Below are 23,640 nucleotides of genomic sequence, written 5' to 3'. Positions count from 1 at the left end.
CTTCACCTAATACTCTAGCAGCTCGCTCAGGGCGGCAGCTACTTTGTCGGGGTTGGGTAGCATTTGCTTTTCGAGCTCCACATTCAGGGCAATAGCCGGCAGGTTGGCCGCGCCGAGGGTGAAGACAGGGGCGTCGAGTTGCTGGAAGCAGTGGCGCTGGATTCGGCCGGCCAAGCTTTCAGCAAACGAGTTCAGCAAAGGCTCCTCGGTAAGCACCAGCGCCTTACCGTGGCGGCGCACGGCAGCTTGCACCGCCTCCCAATCAAGGGGGTTCAGGGTGCGTAGGTCCAGCACTTCCACCTGGCCGGGATGCTGCTTGCTGGCCGTTTTGGCCCAGTGCACGCCCATGCCATAGGTGATAACCACGCAGGTTTCGCCGTTGCGCAGCTTGGTAGCATCTGCTTCCTGAGCGACGGCGGCTTTCCCCAGGGGAATAGCATAGCCCGCGGCGGGCTCCCCGGTTTTGGCGTCCTCGGTGCCGGGTACCTTGCTCCAGTACAGACCTTTATGCTCCAGCAGCACGACAGGGTTGGGGTCGAGGAAGGCGGCGCGCAGCAGCCCCTTCATATCGGCGGCGTTGCTGGGGTAGACCACCTTAATGCCCCGGATAGTGAGCAGGGTACTTTCCACGGAGCCCGAGTGGTAGGGCCCGCCCCCACCGTAGGCCCCTACCGGCACCCGAATCAGGCTTTGCACCGGAAACTTGCCGTTGGAGAGGTAACAGGACTTGCTTAGCTCTTCCACCAGCTGGTTCAGGCCGGGCCAGATGTAGTCAGCAAACTGAATTTCAACAATGGCCTTGGCTCCCACGGCGCTCATGCCGGCGGTGCTGCCCACAATGTAGGCTTCCTGAATGGGCGTATTGAACACGCGGGCGTCGCCGTACTTTTTGGCCAGCAGGGCCGCTTCGCGGAATACGCCGCCCAACTCGCCGCCCACGTCCTGGCCGTAGAACAAGGCCTCGGGAAACTCGCGCAGAATGTCATCTACTGCGTGCAGGGCCGCATCCACCATCAGGGCTTTGTCGGCGCCGGCGGGGCTCCGCTCGCCGGTTTCCTCCGTTACGGCCGGCGGGGCAAACTCGTGGTCGGCGAAGGTAGTGGGGTCGGGGTTGGGCGCGGCCAGGGCCCGCTCATAATCGGCCAGCACGGTCGCGCGGGCTTCGGCTCCCAGCTCCTGCAAGTCAGCCTCTTCGAAGCCCAGCTCCAGCAGCTGTTGGTGAAAGCGCGGGAGCGGGTCCTGGAGGGTGTGGTGGGCGAGGTTGTCGCCGCGGTACCACTCCCGGCGCACGCCGCTGGTGTGGTGGCCCAGCAGGGGGCATTTGGCGTGCACCAGCACCGGCCCGCGCCGCTGCCGCACGTAGTCGGTGGCCTGCTGCATGCCGGCGTAGCTGGCCAGGAAATCGGCCCCGTCGAACTGCAAGCGGTGCAGGCCCTTGAAGCCGGCCGCAAACTCGTAGGCATCCATGGCGCGCATCTCCCGGCTGGTGGCCGAAATACCCCAGTCGTTGTCCTGCACCAGATAGATGATGGGCAACTGGTGCAATACGGCCATCTGCAGGGCCTCGGCCACCTCGCCCTCCGTCATGGCCCCGTCGCCGATGGAGCACAGCACCACGGGCGGCATGGCGGGGGTAGGCACTGCCGAGCCGGACCCCACCGGGGGCAGCCCCTGCCCTTCCAAGTACTTGATGCCGTGGGCCATACCAGTGGCCGGAATGGCCTGCATGCCGGTGGCCGAGCTTTGGTGCGGGATGGTGGCCACGCCGGCCCGGCGCAGGGAGGGGTGACTGTAGTAAGTGCGCCCCCCCGAGAAAGGGTCGTCGCGCTTGGCCATGAGCTGGAGCATTAGCTCGTAGGGTTCCAGGCCCAGGCCCAGCAGCAGAGCGTCGTCGCGGTAGTAGGGCGCGGCGTAGTCGTGGGGCGTGAGGTGGAAGGCAGCGGCCAGCTGAATGGCCTCGTGGCCGCGGGCCGTGGCGTGCACGTAGCGGGCCGTTACGGCCTTATTTTCTTCGTAGAGGCGGGCCAGCTCATCAGCCGTGCGCATCAGGCGGTAAGCCCGGCGCAGGGTGTCGCGGCCGGGACGGGCAGTTGTGAAGTCGGGTTCCAGGGTCGGGGCGGATGGCGAGAACATGGATGGGGGGTGGGTTGGCCGGCGAAATTACGCAATGAATAAGTGGCAGGAAGAATTCTATCAGGGTTTCAGTTCGTGAGCCTGAGCATTTTCACCTCGCACACTTTACCTTCGTCGCATGCCCGCTTCTACTACCCTCACTGCTGCCACGGAAACCGACTTACCCGACCTGCTCCGGCTGGTAAACCGCGCCTACCGCGGCGAGGCCTCCCGCCAGGGCTGGACCACCGAGGCCCACCTGCTGGACGGGCAACGCACCGACCTTGAGGATTTGCGGGAGCTGCTGCGGGCGCCGGGCGCTACCTTCCTGCTGGCCCGCAACCCCGAAGGAGAATTGCTCGGCAGCGTCTACCTTCAACACCAGTCGCCCGACCTGTACCTGGGCATGCTTTTCGTGGAGCCGGCGCAGCAAGCCCAGGGCCTGGGTAAGTTGCTGCTGGCCGCCGCTGAAAATCACGCCCGGCAGCTGAGCTGCACCGGCATCCTGATTTCGGTGATTTCCGTGCGGGCGGAGCTGCTGGCCTGGTATGAGCGCCACGGCTTCCGGCGCACCGGCGAAACGGCGGCCTTCCCCACCGATACCCGCTTTGGCATTCCCCGCCAGAAGTTGGGACTGCTGCTGCTGCGCAAGGTGCTGGGTGAGGAGTAAAGGCAGTTTTGCTGCACTATCACACGTTATCCTACCAACTGTGTTCCCTTTGATGCATATGAGAAATAATCATGTAGAAGTAAGCTTGGAGATTCGTGACTTCGATGATATTTCACTTGAAGAACTCAGCGCTATTTTGGGTATGCAACCGAGCAAAGTTTATCGAAAAGGAGAAAAAGTTAGTTCTAATTTCGCTATCAAGTCCCCTATAAATCGATGGCTAATCCACGCCTACGCTGACCAAAAACTATTACCTGACTTTGAGGAACAGATGGATACGTTACTAGCAATAGTGAAGGCCCGGCAGGAAGCTTTTATTTCTCTTTGTCACCGATATACCTGCGAAATTAAATGCGCAGTGCATGTCTATTTCCGCAATGGAGAAAGTATTCCCAGCGTCCATTTAGAAAGTCGCCACCGCGACCTGCTGCATTTGTTGCGGGCTGAATTTGATGTAGACATATATTGTTTTTCGAAGCAACCATCCAAGCTTAGAGGGTAACTTGTCTTCTCTCTTTCCCAGTATCCTTCTAGAATGCCAGCTTTCCGAACGCGGCATAACCCCTACCTTTGCGGCTCAAAAATTGCAGCGGCCCGGCCTGGTATTTCCGACTGGTTTCGGGCTGGCCGCTTTGCGTTAGTTTTCTTGGCATGCACACCTTCCCTTCCGCTTTCCCTACCCCCACGCCCCAGCCCCGCTTCCGCGACACGGTGGAGCAGTGGATGCGCCAGTTTCAGGACTGGCTGTGCCAGCAGCTGGAAGCGGCCGATGGCCGGGGCCGGTTCCGGGAAGATGCCTGGCAGCACCACAGCGGCGGCGGGGGCCGCTCCCGCATCCTGACGGAGGGCAATATTATCGAGAAGGGCGGGGTGAATTTTTCGGCCGTGGAAGGCACCATGAGCGAGCAGGCCGCCCGCGTGCTGCTCATGCCCGACCCCAGCTACTTTGCCACCGGCGTGTCGGTGGTGCAGCACCCGCGCAGCCCGCGCGTGCCCATCTCGCACATGAACGTGCGCTATTTTGAAGCCGCCAGCGGAGAAGCCTGGTTTGGGGGCGGGCTGGATTTGACCCCGATTTACGTGGACGAGGAGCAGGCCCGCTGGTTTCACCAGCAGATTGCCCAGGTCTGCCAGCAGCACCACCCCAGCTACTACCCCCGCTTCAAGCAGTGGGCCGACGAATACTTCTTTATCCCGCACCGCCAGGAAACCCGCGGCATCGGGGGCATCTTCTTCGACCGGCTCACGGTGGGCAAGGAAGGCGAAGCCGAGGCCCTGTTTGCCTTCGTGCGCAGCGTGGGCGAGGTGTACGGCCGCACCTACGTGGAGTTGCTGCGCCGCAACGCCGAGTTGGCCTACACCGAAGCCCAGAAGCAGTGGCAGCTGGTACGCCGGGGCCGCTACGCCGAGTTTAACCTGGCCATCGACCGGGGCACGCGCTTCGGGCTGGAAACCGGGGGCCGCACCGAGAGCATCCTGATGAGTCTGCCACCCCAGTGCGAGTGGCACTACAACCTCCAACCCGAGCCCGGCTCGCCCGAAGCCCATACCCAACAGTGGCTGCGCCAGGGCGTCAACTGGCTGTCTGATTCATCCGCTACCGCTTGATTGAACACCTGCAAGCCCTGGACCGTTGGCTGCTGCTGGGCGCCAACTCCCACCACACACCCACGCTGGACGCGTGGATGATTTTCTTTTCGGAACGCCTGGTGTGGTTTCCGGCCTACTTCGTATTGATAGTAGTGCTGAGCTACTTGTATCAGCGCCGCGCCCTGCTGCTGCTGCCCCTGCTGGGGTTGAGCGTGGCCCTGGCCGACATCATCTCCAGCCGCCTGTTCAAGCCCTACTTCGCCCGCCTGCGCCCCTGCCATGACTCCGCCCTCTCGGCCACACTGAACCTGGTGAACGGGTGCGGTGGCCAGTTTGGTTTTCTGTCTTCGCACGCGGCCAATGCCTTTGCCCTGGCCGTTTTTCTGGGCCTGCTGCTCCCTACCCGCTACCGGGCCGTCAAGGTACTGCTCGTGCTCTGGGCCGCAGTAGTAAGCTACAGCCGCATGTACCTGGGCGCCCACTACCCCTCCGATGTAGCAGCGGGGGCCCTGCTCGGCTCGCTTACCGCTTGGGGCTGCGCCCGCGCCTACCAGCACCTGGCGCCCCGGTGGTGGCCCGCGGCCCTACCCCCCGACCGGGTGCGGGTACATTAAAACAGCACCAGGCCGCTGGACTAGTTAGTCCAGCGGCCTGGTGCTGTTGACGCAGCTACTTTTATTACCAGCTTACTTGTCCTTGCCGGTGTGGCCGTCACCCTGGTCGCCCTGGCCGGGCTTGCTGGTTTTTTTGGCGTCTTGCTTAGCGTCCTGGGAAAGGGAACGGTTTAAATCGTCCGACTCAGTGAACTTGCCGTCGTCGTCGCGGCGGACGTAGCGCTTGTCGCCCTCGTGGGGCTCGATTAATTCGCGTTTTGACATGATTGCGGGAAGTAGGTACCTGCCTTCATACGCGCTGCGCAGTCAGGGGTTTGGGTGCTATTTGCCCAGCAATTTGGCCACGTACTTGCCCACAATATCAAACTCCAGGTTTACCCGGTGGCCGGGGCGCAGGTCCTGAAAGGTGGTGTGCTCGTAGGTGTAGGGAATGATGGCCACGCTGAAGCCGTCGTCGGTGCTGTTAAAGCAGGTGAGGCTGGTGCCGTTGATGCAGATGGAGCCCTTTTCCACCGTTACCCGGCCCGGGCCAGGCTCGTGGCGGAAACGGTACAGCCAGGAGCCATTCTGGTCCTCCACGGCCTCGCACTCGGCCGTGAGGTCTACGTGGCCCTGCACAATGTGGCCGTCGAAGCGGCCGTTGGCCGAGAGGCAGCGCTCCAGGTTGACGCGCTTGCCGGGCGCCCACTGGCTGAGGTTGGTTTTCTGCAGGGTTTCGTCAATGGCCGTTACGACGTGGGTGCCCGCGGCCGCGTCCACGGCCACTACCGTCAGGCAGACGCCGTCGTGGGCCACGCTCTGGTCGATTTTCAGCTCCGCAGCAAAGCCCGAAGCCACAGTAAAATGAATATTAGAGCCTTCGCGCCGCACGGCCCGAATGGTGCCCAGGGTTTCGATGATGCCGGTGAACACAGGTTGTAAGGTGATGAATGTGGTAGATGTGAGCAATGCGTTGGACTGTGTAACCTAAAACGGGCGGTTAAGATTGGGCAAGGCTACAATACAGCAACACATTCTCCGCAATTCCCCATCCCGCACAGTACCTATTACTTCCCCCGCCCCTCGATGATGATTTTGAGGGTGTAGAGCAGGACCCGGAAGTCCATGGCCAGGCTCATGTTCTCGATGTAGAGAATGTCAAACTTGAGCCGCTCCACCATTTGCGCTACCGTTTCGGCGTAGCCGTACTTGACCTGGCCCAGGCTGGTAAGGCCGGGCCGCACCCGGTGCAAATGGCGGTAGTGGGGCGCTACTTGCATGATTTGGTCGATGAAGAACTGCCGCTCCGGGCGGGGCCCCACAATGCTCATGTCGCCCCGGATGACGTTCCAGAACTGGGGCAGCTCGTCCACCCGCATCTTGCGCATAAAGCGCCCCCAGGGCGTAATACGCGGGTCGTGGTCGGAGCTCAGGGCCGGGCCGGCTTTCTCGGCATCCACGTACATGGAGCGGAATTTATAGATGCGAAACGGCTGCCCGTGCCGGCCAATGCGCTCCTGGGAGTAAAACACCGGCCCCGGGGAGGACAGCTTCACCATCACGGCCGTGAAAGCGTAGCCGGGCCAGGCCAGCAGCAGAAACAGCACGGACATCACCACGTCAAGTAGGCGCTTGACCACGCGCTGCCAGGGCGGCAGCAAGTCCTGCTTGATTTCGATGAGCGGAGTCCCGAACACGTGGCTGACTTTCACCGAGCCCAGCAGCATCTGGTACAAGTCGGGCAGAATGCTGATGCGGGTGGGCAGGCCTTCGAGCAGGGTCAGAATCTCCTCAATTACGCGGTGCTCCGAGGGCTCGATGGCAATGATAACCTGCTCTATCTGCAGGGTCCGGACCAGGGCAGGCAGGCGGCGGTACGAATTGTAGGCCGTGAGCTCCGCGGCCAGCGTGGTATCCACCACGTCGCCCAGGGGCGTGAACCCCACCAGCCGCAGGCCCAGGTGCCGGCCCGTCCGCTGCAGCTCGTGAAAGGTGTCGCGGGCCAGGGCGCCGGAGCCTACCAGCAGCGTATTAAACGTAATGACGCCCCCGCGCACCAGCCGCTGCACGCTGCTAATGGCCCACAGGCGCAGCACCGCCGTCAGGGTAAAGTGCAGCAGGAAGTAGGCCGAAATTGTTTTGTAGTAGCTGCGGTAGTTCTGCACGCCCTGGTCGTCGAGCAGCAGCACGAAGAAAATCAGGATGGCTCCCAGCACGGATACCTGCACCAGCCGGATCAGCTCGGCCAGGCGGGACTTGCGGAAAATATCGTTGTACTCCCCCATCAGCGCGTACAGCCCGGTCCAGAAGGCGGCTATCATCAGGGCTGAGCCCGCCAGGAAGGGCGCATCGGCGGCGAAGCGGTAGCCGACGCTGATTTCCTGAAGCAGATACTTGCGCAGCAGGAAAAAGCACATCCACGCCAGCAGAGCGGCCCCAAAGTCGGCGGCTATCAGCTTCAGTTTTTGGAGAGTACGAATCAAGAGTGCGGAAACTAACCGGGCGGGCCGGCAAACGGGGTAATTTTATGGGTCTAATGCCGTAATTTCGCGTTCCACTTCCACGCAGCCAGCCCAGGCTGCCCAGCTTTCCGGAGGCGCGCAAAGGTAGGAATTACCCGCAATCTGCGAGGGTAGTCCGGCGGCTCCGCCCCTGCTGGTTTCTCTCGCGCCCTGCCTTCCGGTCGTTTTCGCCCTCCTTCCTATGCCCGCTGATACCTACCGCCACCGTGGAATGCGCCGCGCCCTGGTGGAGGAACTGCGCCGCAAAGGCATCCGCGACGAACGGGTGCTGCAGGCCGTGGGCACGGTGCCGCGCCACTTGTTTTTTGAAACGGCCTTCGAGCCCCACGCCTACCAGGACAAGGCCTTTCCCATTGGCGAAGGCCAGACGATTTCCCAGCCCTACACGGTAGCTTACCAGACGGAGCTGCTGCAGGTGCGCCCGGGCGAGCGAGTGCTGGAAATCGGGACGGGCTCGGGCTACCAGTGCTGCGTGCTGCTGGAGCTAACCCCGCACGTGTTCAGCATTGAGTACAACCAGGTACTGTTTGAGCGCACGGCCCGCCGCCTGGCCACCCTGCACCGGCCGGCCCACCTGTTCTGCGGCGACGGCTCCCTGGGCCTGCCCCAGCACGCGCCCTTCGACAAAATTCTGGTGACGGCCGGCTCGCCTACCCTGCCGCGCCCCCTGCTGCGGCAGCTGCGCGTGGGCGGGGCCCTGGTCATTCCCGTGGGCGACGAGCAAACCCAGCGCATGATGCGCGTGGTGCGGGAAAGTGAAGAGGAGTTTTCCCGGCAGGTGCTGGAGGAGTTTCGCTTCGTGCCCCTGCTGGGCCAGGCCGGCTGGGGTAAGTAAGCGCCGGCGAGCCGATAAGTCATTCCGCGCCAGCTCTTGCAGAGGGCTACCTTACACCCTGGCGAGGAAAGCTGCCGCCGGGAGTGAAGGCATTGAGGAGGGCGTGTATCTTTGCGGCAGTTTATTTCTGAAGTCTCTTCTGCATGCTGCGCAAACAAAAGCCCGTCAAAGACTCGTTCGTTCGGATGACCGAACTCGTGCTGCCCAATGATACCAACACGCTTCACAACCTGATGGGAGGCCGCATGATGCACTTGATGGACGTGGCCGCTGCCATTTCGGCCCAACGCCACTCCAACCGCATTGTCGTTACGGCTTCCGTCGATAATGTTTCCTTCCGGGAAAGCATCAGGCTGGGCAACGTGGTAACGTTGGAGGCGCAGGTGACTCGTTCCTTCAGCTCCAGCATGGAAGTGCATATCAACGTGTGGGCCGAGGACATTCCCAGCGGCACGAAAATTAAGTCCAACGAGGCCTTCTTCACCTTCGTGGCGGTAGACCAGTCGGGCCGGCCGATTGACGTACCGGAAGCCGTAGCCGAAACGGATGAGGAAATTGCGCTCTACGACGGGGCATTACGCCGCCGCCAGCTTCGGCTGGTGCTCGGGGGGCGCATGAGCCCGCACGAGGCCGCGGAGCTGAAAGCTCTGTTTGACTTGCAGTAAACGTGCTGTACGGGCAGCACACCGGCACCTCACAAGCCTTCCGTTGCCCACCCTCTTTTTTTCGTCTGCCGATGGACACCGCCGCTACCCTCGCTTTCTTCCAGAACTTCTATACCGACGCCCCGCTCTACGTGGTAGCGGAACCCGGCCTCAGCGCGGCGCTACCGCCGGTGGCTCGCGCTGCTGGGGCCACAGCGGGCACTAACGCCGCTGCTTCAGGGGCCATTGCTGCTGATGTGCCCGTGCCAGCTCCCGCAGTACCAGCAGTGCCAGCAGCGGCCAAGGCTGCTCCGGTAGCGGCGCCCGTAACCGGACCCGGGCCAGTCAGCCCCGCCAAGCTACCGTCTTTGGCAACGCTTAATGTACCGGTGCCTACCAGCAGGGCTGCTACCCCTACTACCCCGCTAGTACCACCTACGCCACCTACGCCCCCGTTACCGCCGGCGCCGGCGCCGGTAGCGGTTCCTGGGGCTGCCGCGGCGGAGGCCTCCCACCAGCCAACCACCTTGACGCTGGCGCAATTACCGGCCGCCACGGCCGCCCCCGCCGGCCGCGTGCAGCCCACGCCTACCCAGTCGCCGGTGGCGCATATTCCCTTTTCTACGCTGGGCAGCAACGCCAACGGGCTGGTTGTACTGGTGCGCCTCTCCCCGGAGGAGTTCCGCAAGGTGCCGCGTAACGTGTTTCTGAACAACCTGCTCAAGGCCCTGCGGCTGATTGTGGAGGATGTGGTACTGGTGAACGTGGAGCATCCCAGCTACCCGGTGGCGTTGTGCAGCCTGCGCCAGCATCTGGCGGCCAAGCAGTTTCTGGCTTTTGGCAAAAACCTGCTCGATGTAGCCGTATACACCACCCAACCCTACGAGCCCGTGCTGCTGTTCGGCGACACGGCCTTCCTAGGCGCCAGTGAAATCAGCATGCTGGAGTACGACGCCGGCCGTAAAAAACAGCTTTGGCAGGCCGTGCAGCGCATGTTCCTGAGCTAAACGGGCAAGGAAACCACGCCGTCGGCAGCCTTACGGACTATCCGCCACCAAAAGGCCCCGTCATTTAACATGACGGGGCCTTTTGGTGGCTAAGACCCATGCAACGTCCGGCTCACTACTTCAGCACCGAGGCCAGGGTAGCGTCCAAGGCTTCGCCGCGGAGGTTTTTGGCGATAATGCGGCCCTGGGGGTCGAGCAGGTAGGACTGGGGGATGGATTTGATGCCGTAGGTCTGGCCGGCGGCGCTGTCCCAACCCTTTAAATCCGATACGTGCGTCCAGGTCAGCTTGTCGTTTTGAATGGCTTTCAGCCACTTACCCCGGTCCTGGTCAAAGGAAACGCTGTAGATTTCGAAGCCCTTGCCTTTGAACTTATTGTAGGCCTTTACCACGTTGGGATTTTCCTGGCGGCAGGGGCCGCACCAAGAGGCCCAGAAGTCGATGAGTACGTACTTGCCGCGCAAGCTGCTCAGGGTCACGTCTTTGCCTTCGGGGCTGGGCAGGCTGATTTCGGGGGCTTGCACGCCCACAGCGGTTGTGCGCAGGGGCTCCAGCCGGGCCACCAGGGCCTTGGTGTAGCGCGAGTCGGGCCGGTTTTTCTTCAGCACGTTGGCCACTGAGTCGGCCAGGGCGAAGTTCTCATCGGGGTTGATAACGCTGGTAACCACGAAGGCCGACACCACGGAATTCGGGTTGCGACGCACCAAGCGGCCTAACTCAGCGGAGCCCTGCGTTTGCAGAGCCATGGCGCGCTGCTGCAGCAGCGCCAATGAGTCGGTGCGGCCTTGTTGGGCGGCTTGGGTGTAGCGCTGTTCCAGGCGTTGCATCTGCTGGCGCGAGGCCTGCATGCTGCGGCTGATCTGCTGGAGCATTTCTGAGTCGGGGGAGCCTTTTACCGTGTAGCTCTGGCCCAGCTGCTGGGCGTCGCCGGTTAGCTCCACCGGTCGGCCGTTTTCCAGGGCCAGCAGGGCCTGGTTCTGCTCGTTGAGCTTGACCTGGTAAATGCCCGGCTCGGTTAAAGAACCGGTAAAGCGAAACTGGCCTTTCTCGTCCACCGTAGCCGTATCCCGCGACACAAATTGCGTTTCGCCTAGCTCCGCCAGGTACACTTTCGTGCCCGCCGGGGCGTTTTGCAGCATCCCGCTGAGTTGGTAGCTGCTGGCATCGGGACCGGTAGCGCTGGCCGTGGGCGGGGTGTTTTTATTGCAGGCGTTGGTCATGCCCAGCAGGGCACCCAGGTAAAGCAGGCTTTTCATCTTGGACATCATTCAGGAAACAGACCGGCGGTGGCACCGTGTGGCAATGGACGTAGAAACGGACCGCAAGTTGCCAATTTTGCCCGGAATTGCGGCCGTGCTTGCCTGCCTTCCTACACGCACACCTGTGGCTTTGGTTCCGGGCGCGGCCCCTACTTCGGGGCCGGGCGCTAATCCAGGGGAAGGTACTGCGCTATTTTCCGCCCTAGGGCCCGGCCCCGCAGGTTGCGCGCCAGCACCCGGCCCTCTGGGTCCAGCAGCACCGAGTACGGAATAGAGTGCACTCCGTAGGCCCGGGCCGCCGCACTCTGCCAGCCCCACAGGTCGGAGACGTGGTGCCAGGCTAGCCCGTCGGCAGCAATGGCCTGGTGCCAGCGCGCCTGGCTGACGTCCAGCGACACGCTGTAGATTTCCAGTCCCCGGCTATGGAACTGGCCGTAAACTTTACGCAGGTTGGGGCTTTCCAGTCGGCACGGACCGCACCAGGAGGCCCAGAAATCAACCAGCACGTACTTGCCACGCAGACTACTCAGGGCCAGCGGGGTGCCGTCGGGCCGGGGAAGGTTAATATCCGGGCTAAGGGCCGTAGCTGGGGCCGCCGCCCCGGGGGCCAAAGTCGTGGCCGGCCGCTGACAACTATCTAGCACAAGCAAGGCAGCAATTGCCACTGCAGCGTAACGTAGCATACTGATGATTCTAATCAGAGGTAGTAAATCGATAGATATGGGCTGCGTTGAAACAAAAAACCACCGGCTGCCGGGCCAGTGGTTTTTTGGGGTTGGTGACGTTGCTTACGCCTCTAGCTTCTGGCGCAGCAGTTGGTTGGCCAGCTTGGGGTCCGCCTTGCCCCCGGTAAGCTTCATCAGCTCGCCCATGAACATGCCGGTCAGGCTCTTTTTGCCGGCCCGGTACTCGGCCACCTTGGCCGGGTTGGCATCCAGCACCTGCTGAATCATGGTTTCCAAGGCGCCGGCATCGGACTGCTGCAACAGGCCTTGGGCCTGCGCGGCAGCCGCGGCGGTTTGCGTGGGGTTATCCAGCAGGTAGGGAAACAGCTGCTTGCTGGCCACCGAGTGCCCTACCTTGTTTTCGTCGATGAGCTGAATAATGTCGGCCAAATGCTGGGGCGTGAGCGGGAACTGCTCCAGGCTTAATGCCCGCTCGTTGAGGTAGGCTTTCACCGGCCCGGTCACCCAGTTGGCGGCGGCTTTGGCGTTGCTGGTCAGGCGGGTCAGCTCGTCGAAGAACAGGGCTACCTCCTTCTCGGCCGTTAGTACGTTGGCGTCGTAGTCGGAGAGGCCCAACTCGCCGGTAAAGCGGGCGTAGAGCTGCTGGGGCAGGGCCGGCAGGGCGGCCTGCACGCGGTGCAACCACTCGTCGTCAATAATTACCGGGGGCAAATCGGGCTCCGGGAAGTACCGGTAGTCGTTCATGGTTTCCTTGCTGCGCTGCCCGTTGGTGGTGCCGGTAGCCGCATCAAAGCCGCGGGTTTCACTGTCGATAACCTCGCCGGCTTCCACCAGAGCAATCTGCCGCTCGATTTCGTACTCAATAGCTCGCTGCACGTTGCGGAAGGAGTTCATGTTCTTGACCTCCACCTTGGTGCCGAACTGGTCAGCGCCGCGCAGCATCACCGAAATGTTGGCGTCGCAGCGCAGGGAGCCTTCCTCCATGTTGCCGTCGCAGATGTCCAGGTACTGCACCAGCTTCTTGATTTCAGCCAGGTAGGCGTAGGCTTCCTCCGCGGTGCGGATGTCCGGCTCCGACACGATTTCAATCAGGGGCACGCCGGCGCGGTTCAGGTCCACCAGGGTTTCTACCTCGCCAGCCAGGTGCATGCTCTTGCCCGCGTCTTCCTCCATGTGAATGCGGGTGATGCCTATTTTCTTGGTTAAGCCATCTGAGAGGCGAATTTCTACGTGGCCGCCGGTGCAAATCGGGGTTTTGTCCTGGGTAATCTGGTAGCCCTTGGGCAGGTCGGGGTAGAAGTAGTTTTTGCGGGCAAACAGGTTGTCGCGCCGGATGTGGCAGTTGGTAGCCAACCCCATCTTCATGGCGTATTCCACGGCCGTGTAGTTTACGCGGGGCAGCGTGCCGGGGTGGCCCAGGGTAATGACGCTGAGGTTGTTATTGGGCAGGGCGCCGTACTCGTTTTCGTCGGAAGAGTACATTTTGCTGCGCGTGAGCAGCTGGGCGTGTACTTCCAGGCCAATGACGGGCTGGTATTTGGCTTTTATTGCTTCGTCCATAGATAGTCGGGCGGGTTGGCCGCCGGGGCTGCAAGATAAAACTATCTGCCCGAGAAAAAGTACGCGCTGCCCGGGGCCGGTAGCGCTGGGGCCGGCTGCCGTTGGGGTTTCCACCGCTACCGGCCCCATTCCAACCGCTCATTATGCTGCCTCGCTACTACCGAATAGCTTTAGCATCCCTCTCTTCTTTCTCACCCTTATTCCCTACTGCATGCTCAACTTTACTCGTTCACTTTCCTGGCTTGCTCGCCTAAGCGCCTGCCTGCTGTGGGCGGCACTGCTTTTCCGGCCCCAAGCCAGCCGGGGCGCTACCCCTTCCACCCAAGCACTACCTTCCCTGGCCTAGGCCCTGAACGCCGACGGCTCGGTGCGGGAGGGAGTTTCGGGCTCCTTTAACCCGGCTGGCTTTACCCTGCACTCCGCTCGCTACGGCCGGCCGGTATTCCGGCCCGCTGGTGTTACCGGCGCCGGCGACGAGAAGTGGCTGAATGGCTTTGAGTTCCCGAATGCCGAAGAGCTTATTCACGCGGTGGCCGTGAGCGGAAGCAGCGTATACGTGGCCGGCAACTTTAGGAGCGTAGGCGGCGTAGCAGCCAGCAACGTGGCCCGCTGGGATGGCGCTACTTGGAACCCCGTAGGCCAGGGCACGAACGGCCCGGTGAACACGCTGGTCTTCAGCTGCCCTACGCTCTACGCGGGCGGGGCTTTCACGGAGGCCGGCGGCGGCAGCGCCAGCCGCGGCAGCTTCACGCAACTCGGCAACGGCAGCAAGCCCGACTCCTACGTAGCCGTGTACCTCCTGAACCCGGTGGTTACGAATACGCGGGTGGCGCGGGCGCCGCTGGGCCTCTACCCCACCTGGCCCACCAAGGAACTACCCTTCTGCTGACCGCCACTGGCAAACCCCGCTCCGGGCAGATCGTCGATTACCTGTGCCGTACGCCGCTTTCAAGTGCCCCTCCAGGCCACTGAGCTGCACCTGGACCTGCGCGGACTGCCGTCGGGCCGGTATCAGGTGCAGTACGGGGAGCTTACTGCCCCCGTGCTGGTTGAATAGCTGAAATCTGTACTCACTAAAAAAGCCTGACCAGCATTGGTCAGGCTTTTTTGTTGCTGGCTCCTAGAAAAGGTTACCGGTCGTTAGTCATTGAACACTGGAATATAGGTAGCCTGGAAGGCATTGCCAGCCTGGTTGTAAGCGGCAGCTAGCTTCTGGTTTTGGGTGTTGTAGAGGGTGATGTGGGCGTTCATCTGCTCGGCCTCGGCCTTGGTCAGCTGGTTTTTGCGCTCCATCAGGGGCTTCATTTGCGCGGCCTGGGTGGCGGCAAACGAGGCGTAGAACTTCACCAGGTTGCGGGCCGCGTCGCGGTAGCGGGCGTCTTTGCCGCGGAAGGGCGTAATGGCCGCCAGCTCCGTAGTGGCCGTTTTTGCGTCATCCACCAGCTGCAGGCGAGCTACCTCGAAAGCGGCCGGGTCCTGGGCGCTCAGGGCATCGGTGAGGCGGGCCGTGGCCTTTTCAATCCGAAACTGGGCCAGGTAGACCTTGTGCTGGTAGCTGTTCACCTCCGACACCTGCCGCATGTACTCGGCCAGGCGCTTGCCCTCCGGGTCTTCCGACAGGGTCATGCCGTGGCGGCGGGCAAAGCGGTGCTGGGCCGCATCCACCGAGTCGTTTACTACCTGCAGCTTGGCCTCGGCAATTTCCTGGAGGCGGAAATACTGCTCCATGTTTTCCACGGTGGCCGTGCGGGTAGCCGCCAGCATATCCACCGCCTTGTAGTCTTCGGAATAGATTTTGAGCAGGGCCAGAATAGCGTCCGTGGTTTGGTCCTTGAAGCCTTTGTCGTCCTGAAAGGCGGGTAGGCGGCCAATCTTGTTCAAGGACGTTTCCGTTTGCTTAATCAGCTCCTGACGCTTGGCATCTACCTTTTTCTCGTTGTCGGAGTGGGCCGATTTGCTGATGTAGCGCAGGTTTTTCTTGAGCATGGCCCGCTGCTCGCTCACAATAAAGTTGTTGTAAGCACCAGGGTCGGTGAAGGTTTGGGCCTGGGTGATGGTACTAAGGCCAGTGATAAAGCCGGCGGTGAGCAGAAGGGTAGAAACGCGCATAGCATATGGATTAGGGTGGGAGTATCAATGAAGATAGAAAGTGACGGGAACGGCGTAGCGAACTGGAATGGGCAGGCCGGCTTTGCGGGCGGCCTCAAACCCGGACAAGCCCTTTACTACCCGGATGCCTTCCGCCCCTAGGCTGGGAAATATCGGCTCCTTGATGTGTACATTCCGCACTTGCCCGGTTTCGTCGACCACGAAGTACACCAGCACCTTCCCTTGTTTCCGCCCGGCCAGGGCATCAGCAGGATAGTAGAGGTGCTCGGCCAGGTAACGCAAGATACCTTCCGTCTCACCCGGATACTGGGGCGGAATGGTCTCAACCTCCCGACATACCCGCGACGTACCCCCGGCAGTCTTGCACTCAGCACTTTTGAAGGTACCGGCAACGTACACATGGTGGTGTCGGAGCTGGCCGGCTTCGTTGTAATAGCGTTGGGAACCGTGCAGGTGCTTGCCTGCTTGTTCCTCCCGCCACTGCAACAGGCCGTTGGGCTGCCAGCGCGTCGTAACGGTGCTGGTATCCCCTTGGGGCCCGATACTGGTTTGCACCACCTCCCGCAAGTAGCTATTAGCTACTGTAAACACGCTGTCGGTCCAGCGGCCGGGCCCAGTGCTGTAGCGGTCCACTACATAAGCCACGTCGTTGTTGACGAAGACTTCCTGGAATCCGTAGCCGAGGTAGAAGGTTTTGGTGGGCTGCTGAGCGGCTGTCGGCAAGCACAGCGCCAGCAATACTAGCGCGAGTAGGTACTTCATAAATAGAGCGCGTGGCCAGCCGCCTACCAGGTAAACTCCCCGGGAAGCTGTGAACGTGTAAAAAAGTGTTTTCCCCCCCGACTGCTCCTAGCGGATGGCAAACGTGACGGGTACCGTATAGAACACCGGCACGGTTTCGCCGTTTTGCTGGCCCGGCTCGAAGCGCGCCAGACCACGCAGCACCCGTAACGCTTCGGCATCTAGCTCAGCAGAAATGCTGTGCTTAATTCGCGCATTCCGCACTTGGCCGGTTTCATCTACTACAAAAGTCACCACAACTGCCCCTTGCTTTTTCTTCTTCAGGGCCTCCTTAGGATAGCGAATTGAACTGCCGATATAGGCAAATAAAGCTGGTGAACCGCCTGGATAAACAGGCATTTTCTCGGTGTATCGGTACTCCGGACAGGCTGCTGACGTGCCTGTTTCCGTGAAACAAACGGCGCTTATTTCCTTACCAAATGCATATACTTTTTTGCTGCGCACTACTCCCGTAGCGTGGTAGCTAACGGATTCGTGTTGGCGATGCCGGCCCAGGCTAGTGCTTTGTTGAATAAGCGTTTTATCGGGTCGCCAGCGGGAAGTAGTCACTAGCGTGTCGCCGTTTGGCTTCCAAATGGTAGTACTTACACTCAGCAGATTATTAGACGCAGCGTAAAAAACGCTGTCCAGCCGCATATGACCAGGCTCCTCGGTTCGCTCTATCCGAAATACGGCCTCGTCAGGCGAAGCAGCAACCTCCAGATGGCCTTGGAATAAAGTAGATTTAACAGGAGGTTGTTGTGCCAAGCTGAGGGTAGCAATAAGGCTACTTCCGCAACCGATAAGTAAACGTTTCACGAAAATCTAATTAAAAACTACAAGTAAAACGGGCGTTGTGCAGTAGTGAAGTCACTACCGCACAACGCCCGCTGTCGTTGGTCGGATGAACAGTCAAAAATACCGTCTTTCGCTCAAAATACAAATCTAGGCCAGCAACTTACCAACTAGCTCCTCGGCCTTGCCGATTGCGGCTGAAATACCAGCCACGTTCTTGCCACCGGCCGTGGCGAAGAACGGCTGGCCGCCGCCCCCACCCTGAATTTCCTTGGCCAGCTCGCGCACCAGGTTGCTGGCATTCAGCTTGCCGCCCTTGGCTAGCTCGTCGTCGAGCATAACGGCCAGCTGGGGCTTGCCCTCAATTTCGGCGCCGAGCACGGCTACCAGGTTAGGCACGGCCTGGCGCAGGTTGAAGGCCAGGGTTTTGAGGCCGTCGGCGGAGGTAGCCTGCACCTGCGCGGCCAGGAAGTTCACGCCGCCCAGCACCTTCACCTGGCCCACCAGTTGGTCTTTCTGCTGGTTGAGGCTCTGTTGGGCAAACTGCTCGATTTGCTTGCGCAGACCGGCAATTTCCTCGGTCTGCTTTTCGATGCTGGGGATGAGGTGCTGGGGGTTGCCCAGGGCCTCGCGCACCTGCTGGAGCAAGTCGAGCTGCTGATTGACGAAGGCTTCGGCGGCCTCGGCGGTTACGGCCTCAATGCGGCGCACGCCGGCCCCGACGGCGCTTTCCGAGGTGATTTTAAAGAAGCCAATGTCGCCGGTGGTGCGCACGTGGGTGCCGCCGCAGAGCTCCACCGAGAAGTCCCGGTCAAAGGTGATGACGCGCACGAACTCCCCGTACTTTTCCCCGAACAGAGCGGTAGCACCCAGGTTTTTGGCCTCCTCAATGGGCACGTTGCGGCGCTCATCCAGCGGAATCTGCTGACGGATGCGGGCGTTTACCAGGGTTTCTACCTGGCGCAACTGGTCGTCGGTTACCTTGGTAAAGTGGCTGAAGTCAAAGCGCAGCAGCTTCTCGTTTACCAGGGAGCCTTTCTGCGCCACGTGCGTGCCCACTACCTCGCGCAACGCGGCTTGCAGCAAGTGCGTAGCCGTGTGGTTGCGCTGAATCTGGGCGCGGCGGGCGTGGTCGTAACGGGCCGTAAACTCGGCGTCCAGGTCCTGGGGCAGGTCTAGCACGGTGTGCACAATCAGGTCGTTTTCCTTCTTGGTGTCCAGCACGCGCACCTTGCTCAGGGCCGACTCCAGGTAGCCGGTGTCGCCAATCTGCCCGCCCGACTCGGCGTAGAACGGGGTCTGGTCCAGTACCACCTGGTACTCGATTTTGCCTTTGCGGTCGGTGCGGCGGTAACGCAGGATGCGGGCCGGGGCCTGCTCCTGGTCGTAGCCCACGAAGGCGGGCTGCTCTTCGGATTCCGTCACAATGGTCCAGTCGCTCTGCTCGGCCTCCTGGGCGTTGCGGGAGCGGTTTTTCTGGGCCTCCAGCTCTTTCTTGAAGCCTTCCTCATCCACCGTCAGCCCTTTTTCGCGGGCAATGAGGGCAGTCAGGTCCAGGGGGAAGCCGAAGGTATCGGACAGTTCGAAAGCCGTTTTGCCATCAATGCGGCTGCCGTTCTGGCGGAAGCCTTCCTCCAGGGTTTCGAGGCGGCGCAGGCCGTTTTCCAGAGTCTTAAGGAAGGCAATTTCCTCCTCCTCAATGACGCGCTGCACAAACGGCTGCTGGGCCTTCAGCTCGGGGAAGATGCTGGCCATCTGGTCGGCCAGCACGGGCACCAGCTTGTAGAGGAAGGGCTGCTTCTGGTTCAGGCTGGAAAAGGCGTAGCGCACGGCCCGGCGCAGGATGCGGCGAATCACGTAGCCGGCCTTCACGTTCGAGGGCAGCTGGCCGTCGGCAATGGTAAAGCTGATGGTCCGAATATGGTCGGCAATAACCCGGATGGCAATGTCCGTTTTCTCGTTTTCGGTGGCCGGCTGGTCGTTCACGGTGGCCGGGGCCGTGCCGTGGTACTGCAGGCCTACCTCCTGGGCAATGAACTGGATAAGCGGCTGGAATACGTCGGTGTCGTAGTTCGACTTCACGCCCGAGACGGCCATCATCAGGCGCTCGAAGCCCATGCCGGTATCTACGTGCTGGGCGGGCAGCTTCACCAGGCTCTTATCGGCCAGGCGCTGAAACTCCATGAACACGTTGTTCCACACTTCTACCACCTGCGGGTGGTCGGCGTTGACCAGCTCCCGGCCCGATTTCTGGGCTACCTCCGCCTCGTCGCGCAGGTCGATGTGGATTTCGGTGCAGGGGCCGCAGGGGCCCGTATCGCCCATTTCCCAGAAGTTATCCTTCTTGTTGCCGGGCAGAATCCGGTCGTCGGTGGTGTACTGGCGCCACAGCGCCTGGGTCTCGGTGTCCGCGCCCAGCCCGTCGCCCTGGTCCCCCTCGAAATACGTGACGTAGAGGCGGTCCTGGGGCAGCTTGTACACCTGCGTGAGCAGCTCCCAGGCCCAGGCAATGGCGTCCTTCTTGAAATAGTCGCCGAATGACCAGTTACCCAGCATCTCAAACATGGTGTGGTGGTAGGTGTCGTAGCCTACCTCTTCCAGGTCGTTGTGCTTGCCCGATACGCGCAGGCACTTCTGGGTGTCGGCAATGCGCTTGAAGGGGGCGGGCTTGTTGCCCAGAAAATAGTCCTTGAACGGGGCCATGCCCGAGTTGATGAACAGCAGCGTGGGGTCGTCCTTCACCACAATGGGGGCCGAGGGCACGATGTGGTGGCCTTTGGAAGCAAAGAAATCCAGGAACTGCTGGCGGACGTGGCTGGCGGTGGGGAGTGACATAAGGCAGATAGTACGCCAACGGCGCGTTGGCACTCGTGAGGTTCGTTGAAATTGGCAGCGGCCGGTATTTTGGCTACTTTTCGGCTTCGGATGACAAGCCGTAGCGGGCAAAGTTAGCCCTCTTTACAGAAGTGAGAAACCCGAAATGAAAGCCAGGCTTTCCAGCGCCGTTTTTCCGTCCCCTTTCTCCCCTTCTTATCTCACCGCTGAGTTCCCCTTCCCATGCCATACAAAGAGCGCGACATCGAAAAGCAGTACTTCACCATTGGGGAGGTAGCGGCCCAGTTCAACGTGGCCCCCTCGCTGATTCGTTTCTGGGAAACCGAGTTTGAGGAGTTGCGCCCCCGCAAAAGCAAGAAGGGCAACCGCCTCTACACGCCCCAGGATATTGATATTTTCCGCACCATCTACCACCTGGTCAAGGAGCGCGGCTACACCATTCCCGGCGCCCGCGACATGCTCAAGCAGAAGGGCCCCCAGCTCAAGGAGAAAATCGACGTGATTCAGAGCCTGGAGAAAATCCGCAAGTTCATGGTCACCATGAAAAAGGAGCTAGACGCCATTGGCAAGGCGCAGGGCTAGTCATTATGCAGCCGCCGAAAACATTATTCTTCCTCAGTATCCATTTAGGCTATAGTTATAATGCGCACTTTTTATGTACTGATGGCTGTAGCAAGCTTGGCTACCAGCTTTTGTGCTTCTAAACCAAGTGGTATAATCGAACCTGGTAAAAGAGCTATACAACTCTTGCCTTATCAAGTTACGGTCGAGCCATCCGTGTTTGAAACGAGCTTTTTTCCTGATGCTATAGTCCAAAGAGACGGTGTTACAATTGCCCTAACACCTGAGTTCTTGGGCAACCTGCCAGTTTCTTCCGGCCGCATCCTTGCTACTGATCCGGTGTCAATGCGCACTACGGCTTTTACAACCGAGTTTCCCCGTGGACGCTTTCCGGTGGAGTTGGCTATTGCTCGATTTAATGGGGATGAGCGAGTAGCCTTTGCGCGCATTCTATTCTCGGCTAAGCCCGTAGCAAAATGGGAAATGGCCCTTATTGCGGGTCAAAAGCCTTTGTCTATACACGACTCTACTTATTATGGCTATTCTGTAGATGCTGGCACAGCACTATTTATTGATGCTGAACACGTTGCGGGGCTCAACAACCATTTAGATAGCCAGGCAGCTTATGAGCAGTTGTTCATCAAGAGTTTTGAGGTGAACGCCGATAGTAAATCATATAGAACGGGGTTCTTATACGCGGCGCAAAGTGATACTCTGGCCACCTTTGCAACGGGCTGGGGCGATGGTTCCTACGCTACATACGTGGGCTTTGACTCCCAAAACCGCCCGTGCCGGTTGCTTACAGATTTTCAAGTCATTCCTTGGCGATAAAAGCCAACACAGGCACTCATCAACTGCTCAACCCGACCTTCCTGCCTATCTAATTTCCTATTTCTAGCTCCCGTATAATGCCTATTTCTACCACCGACGATACGCTCCTTCACGAAGTCGCACTCACCCTTTTTCCTAACATTGGGCCGCAGCTGACGCGGCAGCTGATGAGCTACGGGGGCTCGGCCCGGAACGTGCTGCACCTGCCACCAGGCAAGCTGCGCAAGATTCCGGGGGTAGGCCCCGCCACCGTCGCCATCCTGACCGGGGCCGGGCGCACAGCCGCTTTAAATCAGGCCGAAGCCACTCTACGCAAGGCGGAGCAGGACGGCGTACAGCTGCTGTTCTATACCAGCAAGCAGTTCCCGAGCCGCCTGAAGCAGCTGCCCGACGCGCCTACCCTGCTCTACTACCAAGGCACCGCCGACCTAAACCAGCCCAAAACCGTGGCCGTAGTAGGCACCCGCAAAGCTACCGACTACGGCCGGGAGCAGACGGAGCGGCTAGTTAAGGGCCTGGTTTCACACCGGCCGCTGGTAGTGAGCGGGCTGGCCTATGGCATCGACATTGCGGCCCACCGCGCGGCCCTGCAGGAAGGGCTGGAGACGGTGGGCGTCATGGCGACGGGCTTGGACAAGCTCTACCCACCGGCCCACCGCAAAACGGCCGAGAAAATGCTTACCCAGGGCGGACTGCTCACGGAGTTTCCCTTCGGTACCCAGCCCGACAAGTATAATTTTCCCGCGAGAAACCGCATCATTGCCGGCCTCGCCGATGGCACCGTGGTAGTGGAAGCGGCCCGTAAAGGTGGGGCCCTGATAACCGCCGACCTGGCCCAGAGCTACGACCGGGACGTGCTGGCCGTACCAGGGCCACTGGGCTCAGCCGCTTCGGAAGGCTGCCACGAGCTGATTAAAGCCAACAAGGCTGCCCTATACTCCGAGCCGGAGGACCTGGAGCAACTGCTCAACTGGGACGCGGCCCTGCACCTGCAGGGCAAGTTCAAAGGCCCCGCCACCTACGACGCTGACGATTTCACCCCCGCCGAGTTTGGGGTGCTGACCGTGCTGCAAGCGGCGCCCAACGGCGAAGAGCACCTCGATACGCTGGCCTGGAAGGCGCAGTTTCCGGTGCATCAGGTAGCTTCGTTGCTGCTGGGGCTGGAGTTCAGGAGCGTTGTAAAAGCTTTGCCGGGCAAGCGCTTTGCCCTACTCTAACGGCCAGCTGTCCGCCCCCTACCCTTCATTTCTGCCTTTAACCATGCTGCTTTATAACGGTCAACTTGTTGCGGAAACGGCGGCGCTACCCCTGCCCAATCGGGGGCTGTACTATAATGACGGGTTTTTCGAGACGATGATATGGGACCAGACAGGCATCCGCTACCTGCCCCAGCACCTGGCACGCATGCAGCGGGCCGCGCAGGCGCTGGGCCTGGTGCTACCCCCTGAACTGGATCCCGATCATCTTGCCGCAACCCTCGGGCGGTTGGTAGCGGCCCAACATGCGGAAGCCGGGCCGCAGCGCCTCCGGTTGCAGGTGTGGCGGGCCGGGGCCGGGCTCTACACCCCTACTACTACCGCCTGTGAGTGGCTGGCTACCATCCAGGCTTTCACCCCGCAGGATGGGTTTATTGACCAGGCGGCCTTTGCCACCCGCCTTTTTACCTCCTACTCGCCCTTCTCCTTCTGCAAGGGCCCCAACGCCCTTACCTACGTGCAGGCCGCCCGCGAGCGGGACCAGCGGGGCCTGGGGGAGCTGATCTTGCTTTCCGCCGATGGCTACGTGGCCGAAACCATAGCGGCGGGCATAGGCTGGATTAAGGAAGGCACCGTGTACACGCCCACTGAGGCCACGGGAGCAGTGGCCGGCACCCGCCTGGCTTACCTGCGCACCGTGGCGCAGCGCCTGGGTATTGCGTGGCAGGCCGGACGCTTTCTGCCTACTGAAGTGTTAGCGGCGGAGGCCGTTTTTACGGCTAACATTGCTGGAATTCGGTTAATTCGGCGGATAGAGGAGGTATCGTTTGGGGCGGCGGAGCACCCGCTGCTCCTGCGCTTACGCGCGGCAGAATAGCTGGGAACGGCTAGCCCCGGCTGCCGGGCAATTGGCAGCGCATCTGCAGCCAGCTTTCTTCGAATTCAAGTAAATCGGCCTCTGTAATATCATTCTGGGCCAATACCTCAGCCCGGTCACGGTGACCGGCATCCAGCGAGTACAAGGCAACCCAGGCCCGCTGACGGCGGGTTAACGTA

General features: G+C 60.8%; 24 protein-coding genes. 13 read left to right on the top strand and 11 right to left on the bottom strand.

All coding sequences use genetic code 11. The features are described from left to right. Positions 1-6 precede the first annotated feature (6 nt). On the bottom strand, positions 7-2,133 hold the full coding sequence (locus IEW18_RS13870; RefSeq protein ID WP_188558463.1) for an alpha-ketoacid dehydrogenase subunit alpha/beta: 2,127 nt from the start codon (positions 2,131-2,133) through the stop codon (positions 7-9). Between the two features lie 118 nt (positions 2,134-2,251). On the opposite strand from IEW18_RS13870, the gene IEW18_RS13865 reads away from it, so the two are divergent. The 4 genes from IEW18_RS13865 (at position 2,252) to IEW18_RS13850 (ending at position 4,986) form a co-directional block, all read left to right on the top strand. After that, the gene (locus tag IEW18_RS13865; RefSeq protein WP_188558462.1) at positions 2,252-2,782 is read left to right on the top strand and encodes a GNAT family N-acetyltransferase; all 531 of its coding nucleotides are present in this window, start codon (positions 2,252-2,254) and stop codon (positions 2,780-2,782) included. Between the two features lie 58 nt (positions 2,783-2,840). Continuing rightward, the gene (locus IEW18_RS13860) at positions 2,841-3,284 is read left to right on the top strand and encodes a DUF4279 domain-containing protein (RefSeq protein ID WP_188558461.1); all 444 of its coding nucleotides are present in this window, start codon (positions 2,841-2,843) and stop codon (positions 3,282-3,284) included. Positions 3,285-3,433: 149 nt separating this feature from the next. After that, positions 3,434-4,390: an oxygen-dependent coproporphyrinogen oxidase gene (gene hemF, locus IEW18_RS13855; RefSeq protein WP_188558460.1), complete on the top strand. Its 957-nt coding sequence runs from the start codon at positions 3,434-3,436 to the stop codon at positions 4,388-4,390. After that, positions 4,387-4,986: a phosphatase PAP2 family protein gene (locus tag IEW18_RS13850; protein WP_188558459.1), complete on the top strand. Its 600-nt coding sequence runs from the start codon at positions 4,387-4,389 to the stop codon at positions 4,984-4,986. The genes hemF and IEW18_RS13850 overlap by 4 nt, the downstream gene beginning before the upstream one ends. 72 nt (positions 4,987-5,058) lie before the next feature. On the opposite strand, the gene IEW18_RS13845 is transcribed toward IEW18_RS13850, so the two are convergent. From IEW18_RS13845 to IEW18_RS13835, 3 genes are all read right to left on the bottom strand, one after another. Further along, positions 5,059-5,250, bottom strand: a complete 192-nt coding sequence (locus IEW18_RS13845) for a hypothetical protein (protein WP_188558458.1) — start codon at positions 5,248-5,250, stop codon at positions 5,059-5,061. A gap of 57 nt (positions 5,251-5,307) precedes the next feature. Then, positions 5,308-5,898, bottom strand: coding sequence for a riboflavin synthase (locus IEW18_RS13840; RefSeq protein ID WP_188558457.1), 591 nt, complete (start codon positions 5,896-5,898; stop codon positions 5,308-5,310). 134 nt (positions 5,899-6,032) lie between these two features. Continuing rightward, a complete protein-coding gene (locus IEW18_RS13835) occupies positions 6,033-7,448 on the bottom strand; it encodes a sugar transferase (protein ID WP_229728748.1) in 1,416 nt (471 codons plus the stop codon). 220 nt (positions 7,449-7,668) lie between these two features. Here IEW18_RS13835 and IEW18_RS13830 point away from each other — a divergent pair, with 220 nt between their 5' ends. The 3 genes from IEW18_RS13830 (at position 7,669) to IEW18_RS13820 (ending at position 9,973) form a co-directional block, all read left to right on the top strand. Beyond that, positions 7,669-8,322, top strand: a complete 654-nt coding sequence (locus IEW18_RS13830; protein WP_188558456.1) for a protein-L-isoaspartate(D-aspartate) O-methyltransferase — start codon at positions 7,669-7,671, stop codon at positions 8,320-8,322. 143 nt (positions 8,323-8,465) lie between these two features. Continuing rightward, the gene (locus IEW18_RS13825) at positions 8,466-8,987 is read left to right on the top strand and encodes an acyl-CoA thioesterase (protein ID WP_188558455.1); all 522 of its coding nucleotides are present in this window, start codon (positions 8,466-8,468) and stop codon (positions 8,985-8,987) included. A gap of 71 nt (positions 8,988-9,058) precedes the next feature. Then, entirely contained in the window at positions 9,059-9,973 is a 915-nt protein-coding gene (locus IEW18_RS13820) for a hypothetical protein (RefSeq protein WP_188558454.1), read from the top strand. 115 nt (positions 9,974-10,088) lie between these two features. Here IEW18_RS13820 and IEW18_RS13815 read toward each other — a convergent pair whose 3' ends face one another. The 3 genes from IEW18_RS13815 to gatB form a co-directional block, all read right to left on the bottom strand. Continuing rightward, on the bottom strand, positions 10,089-11,228 hold the full coding sequence (locus IEW18_RS13815; protein ID WP_188558453.1) for a TlpA disulfide reductase family protein: 1,140 nt from the start codon (positions 11,226-11,228) through the stop codon (positions 10,089-10,091). Between the two features lie 170 nt (positions 11,229-11,398). Further along, positions 11,399-11,875, bottom strand: a complete 477-nt coding sequence (locus IEW18_RS13810; protein WP_229728747.1) for a peroxiredoxin family protein — start codon at positions 11,873-11,875, stop codon at positions 11,399-11,401. A 144-nt stretch (positions 11,876-12,019) separates the two neighbouring features. After that, positions 12,020-13,477, bottom strand: a complete 1,458-nt coding sequence (gatB, locus tag IEW18_RS13805; RefSeq protein WP_188558451.1) for an Asp-tRNA(Asn)/Glu-tRNA(Gln) amidotransferase subunit GatB — start codon at positions 13,475-13,477, stop codon at positions 12,020-12,022. A 211-nt stretch (positions 13,478-13,688) separates the two neighbouring features. Between gatB and IEW18_RS21875 the strand changes: the two genes are divergently transcribed. Beyond that, a complete protein-coding gene (locus tag IEW18_RS21875) occupies positions 13,689-13,823 on the top strand; it encodes a hypothetical protein (protein WP_262891894.1) in 135 nt (44 codons plus the stop codon). Positions 13,824-13,844: 21 nt separating this feature from the next. Continuing rightward, entirely contained in the window at positions 13,845-14,366 is a 522-nt protein-coding gene (locus IEW18_RS13800) for a hypothetical protein (RefSeq protein ID WP_188558450.1), read from the top strand. A 251-nt stretch (positions 14,367-14,617) separates the two neighbouring features. Here the strand turns inward: IEW18_RS13800 and IEW18_RS13795 are convergent, their stop codons facing one another. The 4 genes from IEW18_RS13795 to alaS all read right to left on the bottom strand — a co-directional run bounded on the left by IEW18_RS13795 (position 14,618) and on the right by alaS (position 19,996). Then, entirely contained in the window at positions 14,618-15,586 is a 969-nt protein-coding gene (locus IEW18_RS13795; RefSeq protein ID WP_188558449.1) for an LIC11966 family surface protein, read from the bottom strand. A 24-nt stretch (positions 15,587-15,610) separates the two neighbouring features. Beyond that, positions 15,611-16,348: an energy transducer TonB gene (locus IEW18_RS13790; protein WP_188558448.1), complete on the bottom strand. Its 738-nt coding sequence runs from the start codon at positions 16,346-16,348 to the stop codon at positions 15,611-15,613. 87 nt (positions 16,349-16,435) lie between these two features. Then, positions 16,436-17,185 (bottom strand): energy transducer TonB, encoded by a 750-nt coding sequence (locus tag IEW18_RS13785; protein ID WP_188558447.1) that lies wholly within the window; start codon positions 17,183-17,185, stop codon positions 16,436-16,438. 126 nt (positions 17,186-17,311) lie between these two features. Beyond that, positions 17,312-19,996 carry an alanine--tRNA ligase gene (gene alaS, locus IEW18_RS13780; protein WP_188558446.1) on the bottom strand — a complete coding sequence of 895 codons (2,685 nt, stop codon included), beginning with the start codon at positions 19,994-19,996 and terminating at the stop codon, positions 17,312-17,314. A 222-nt stretch (positions 19,997-20,218) separates the two neighbouring features. Between alaS and IEW18_RS13775 the strand changes: the two genes are divergently transcribed. The 4 genes from IEW18_RS13775 (at position 20,219) to IEW18_RS13760 (ending at position 23,461) form a co-directional block, all read left to right on the top strand. Continuing rightward, a complete protein-coding gene (locus tag IEW18_RS13775) occupies positions 20,219-20,578 on the top strand; it encodes a MerR family transcriptional regulator (RefSeq protein ID WP_188558445.1) in 360 nt (119 codons plus the stop codon). A 60-nt stretch (positions 20,579-20,638) separates the two neighbouring features. After that, a complete protein-coding gene (locus tag IEW18_RS13770) occupies positions 20,639-21,388 on the top strand; it encodes a DUF4241 domain-containing protein (protein ID WP_188558444.1) in 750 nt (249 codons plus the stop codon). A 77-nt stretch (positions 21,389-21,465) separates the two neighbouring features. After that, positions 21,466-22,605 carry a DNA-processing protein DprA gene (gene dprA, locus IEW18_RS13765; protein ID WP_188558443.1) on the top strand — a complete coding sequence of 380 codons (1,140 nt, stop codon included), beginning with the start codon at positions 21,466-21,468 and terminating at the stop codon, positions 22,603-22,605. A gap of 43 nt (positions 22,606-22,648) precedes the next feature. Further along, positions 22,649-23,461 (top strand): aminotransferase class IV, encoded by an 813-nt coding sequence (locus IEW18_RS13760; protein WP_188558442.1) that lies wholly within the window; start codon positions 22,649-22,651, stop codon positions 23,459-23,461. Positions 23,462-23,640 lie beyond the last annotated feature (179 nt).

This window comes from Hymenobacter glacieicola (genome assembly GCF_014640315.1).
In the GTDB taxonomy this organism is placed as follows: Bacteria; Bacteroidota; Bacteroidia; order Cytophagales; family Hymenobacteraceae; genus Hymenobacter; species Hymenobacter glacieicola.
The sequence above is the reverse complement of the archived record's forward strand: the minus strand, read 5'-3'. Positions and strand labels throughout refer to the sequence as shown.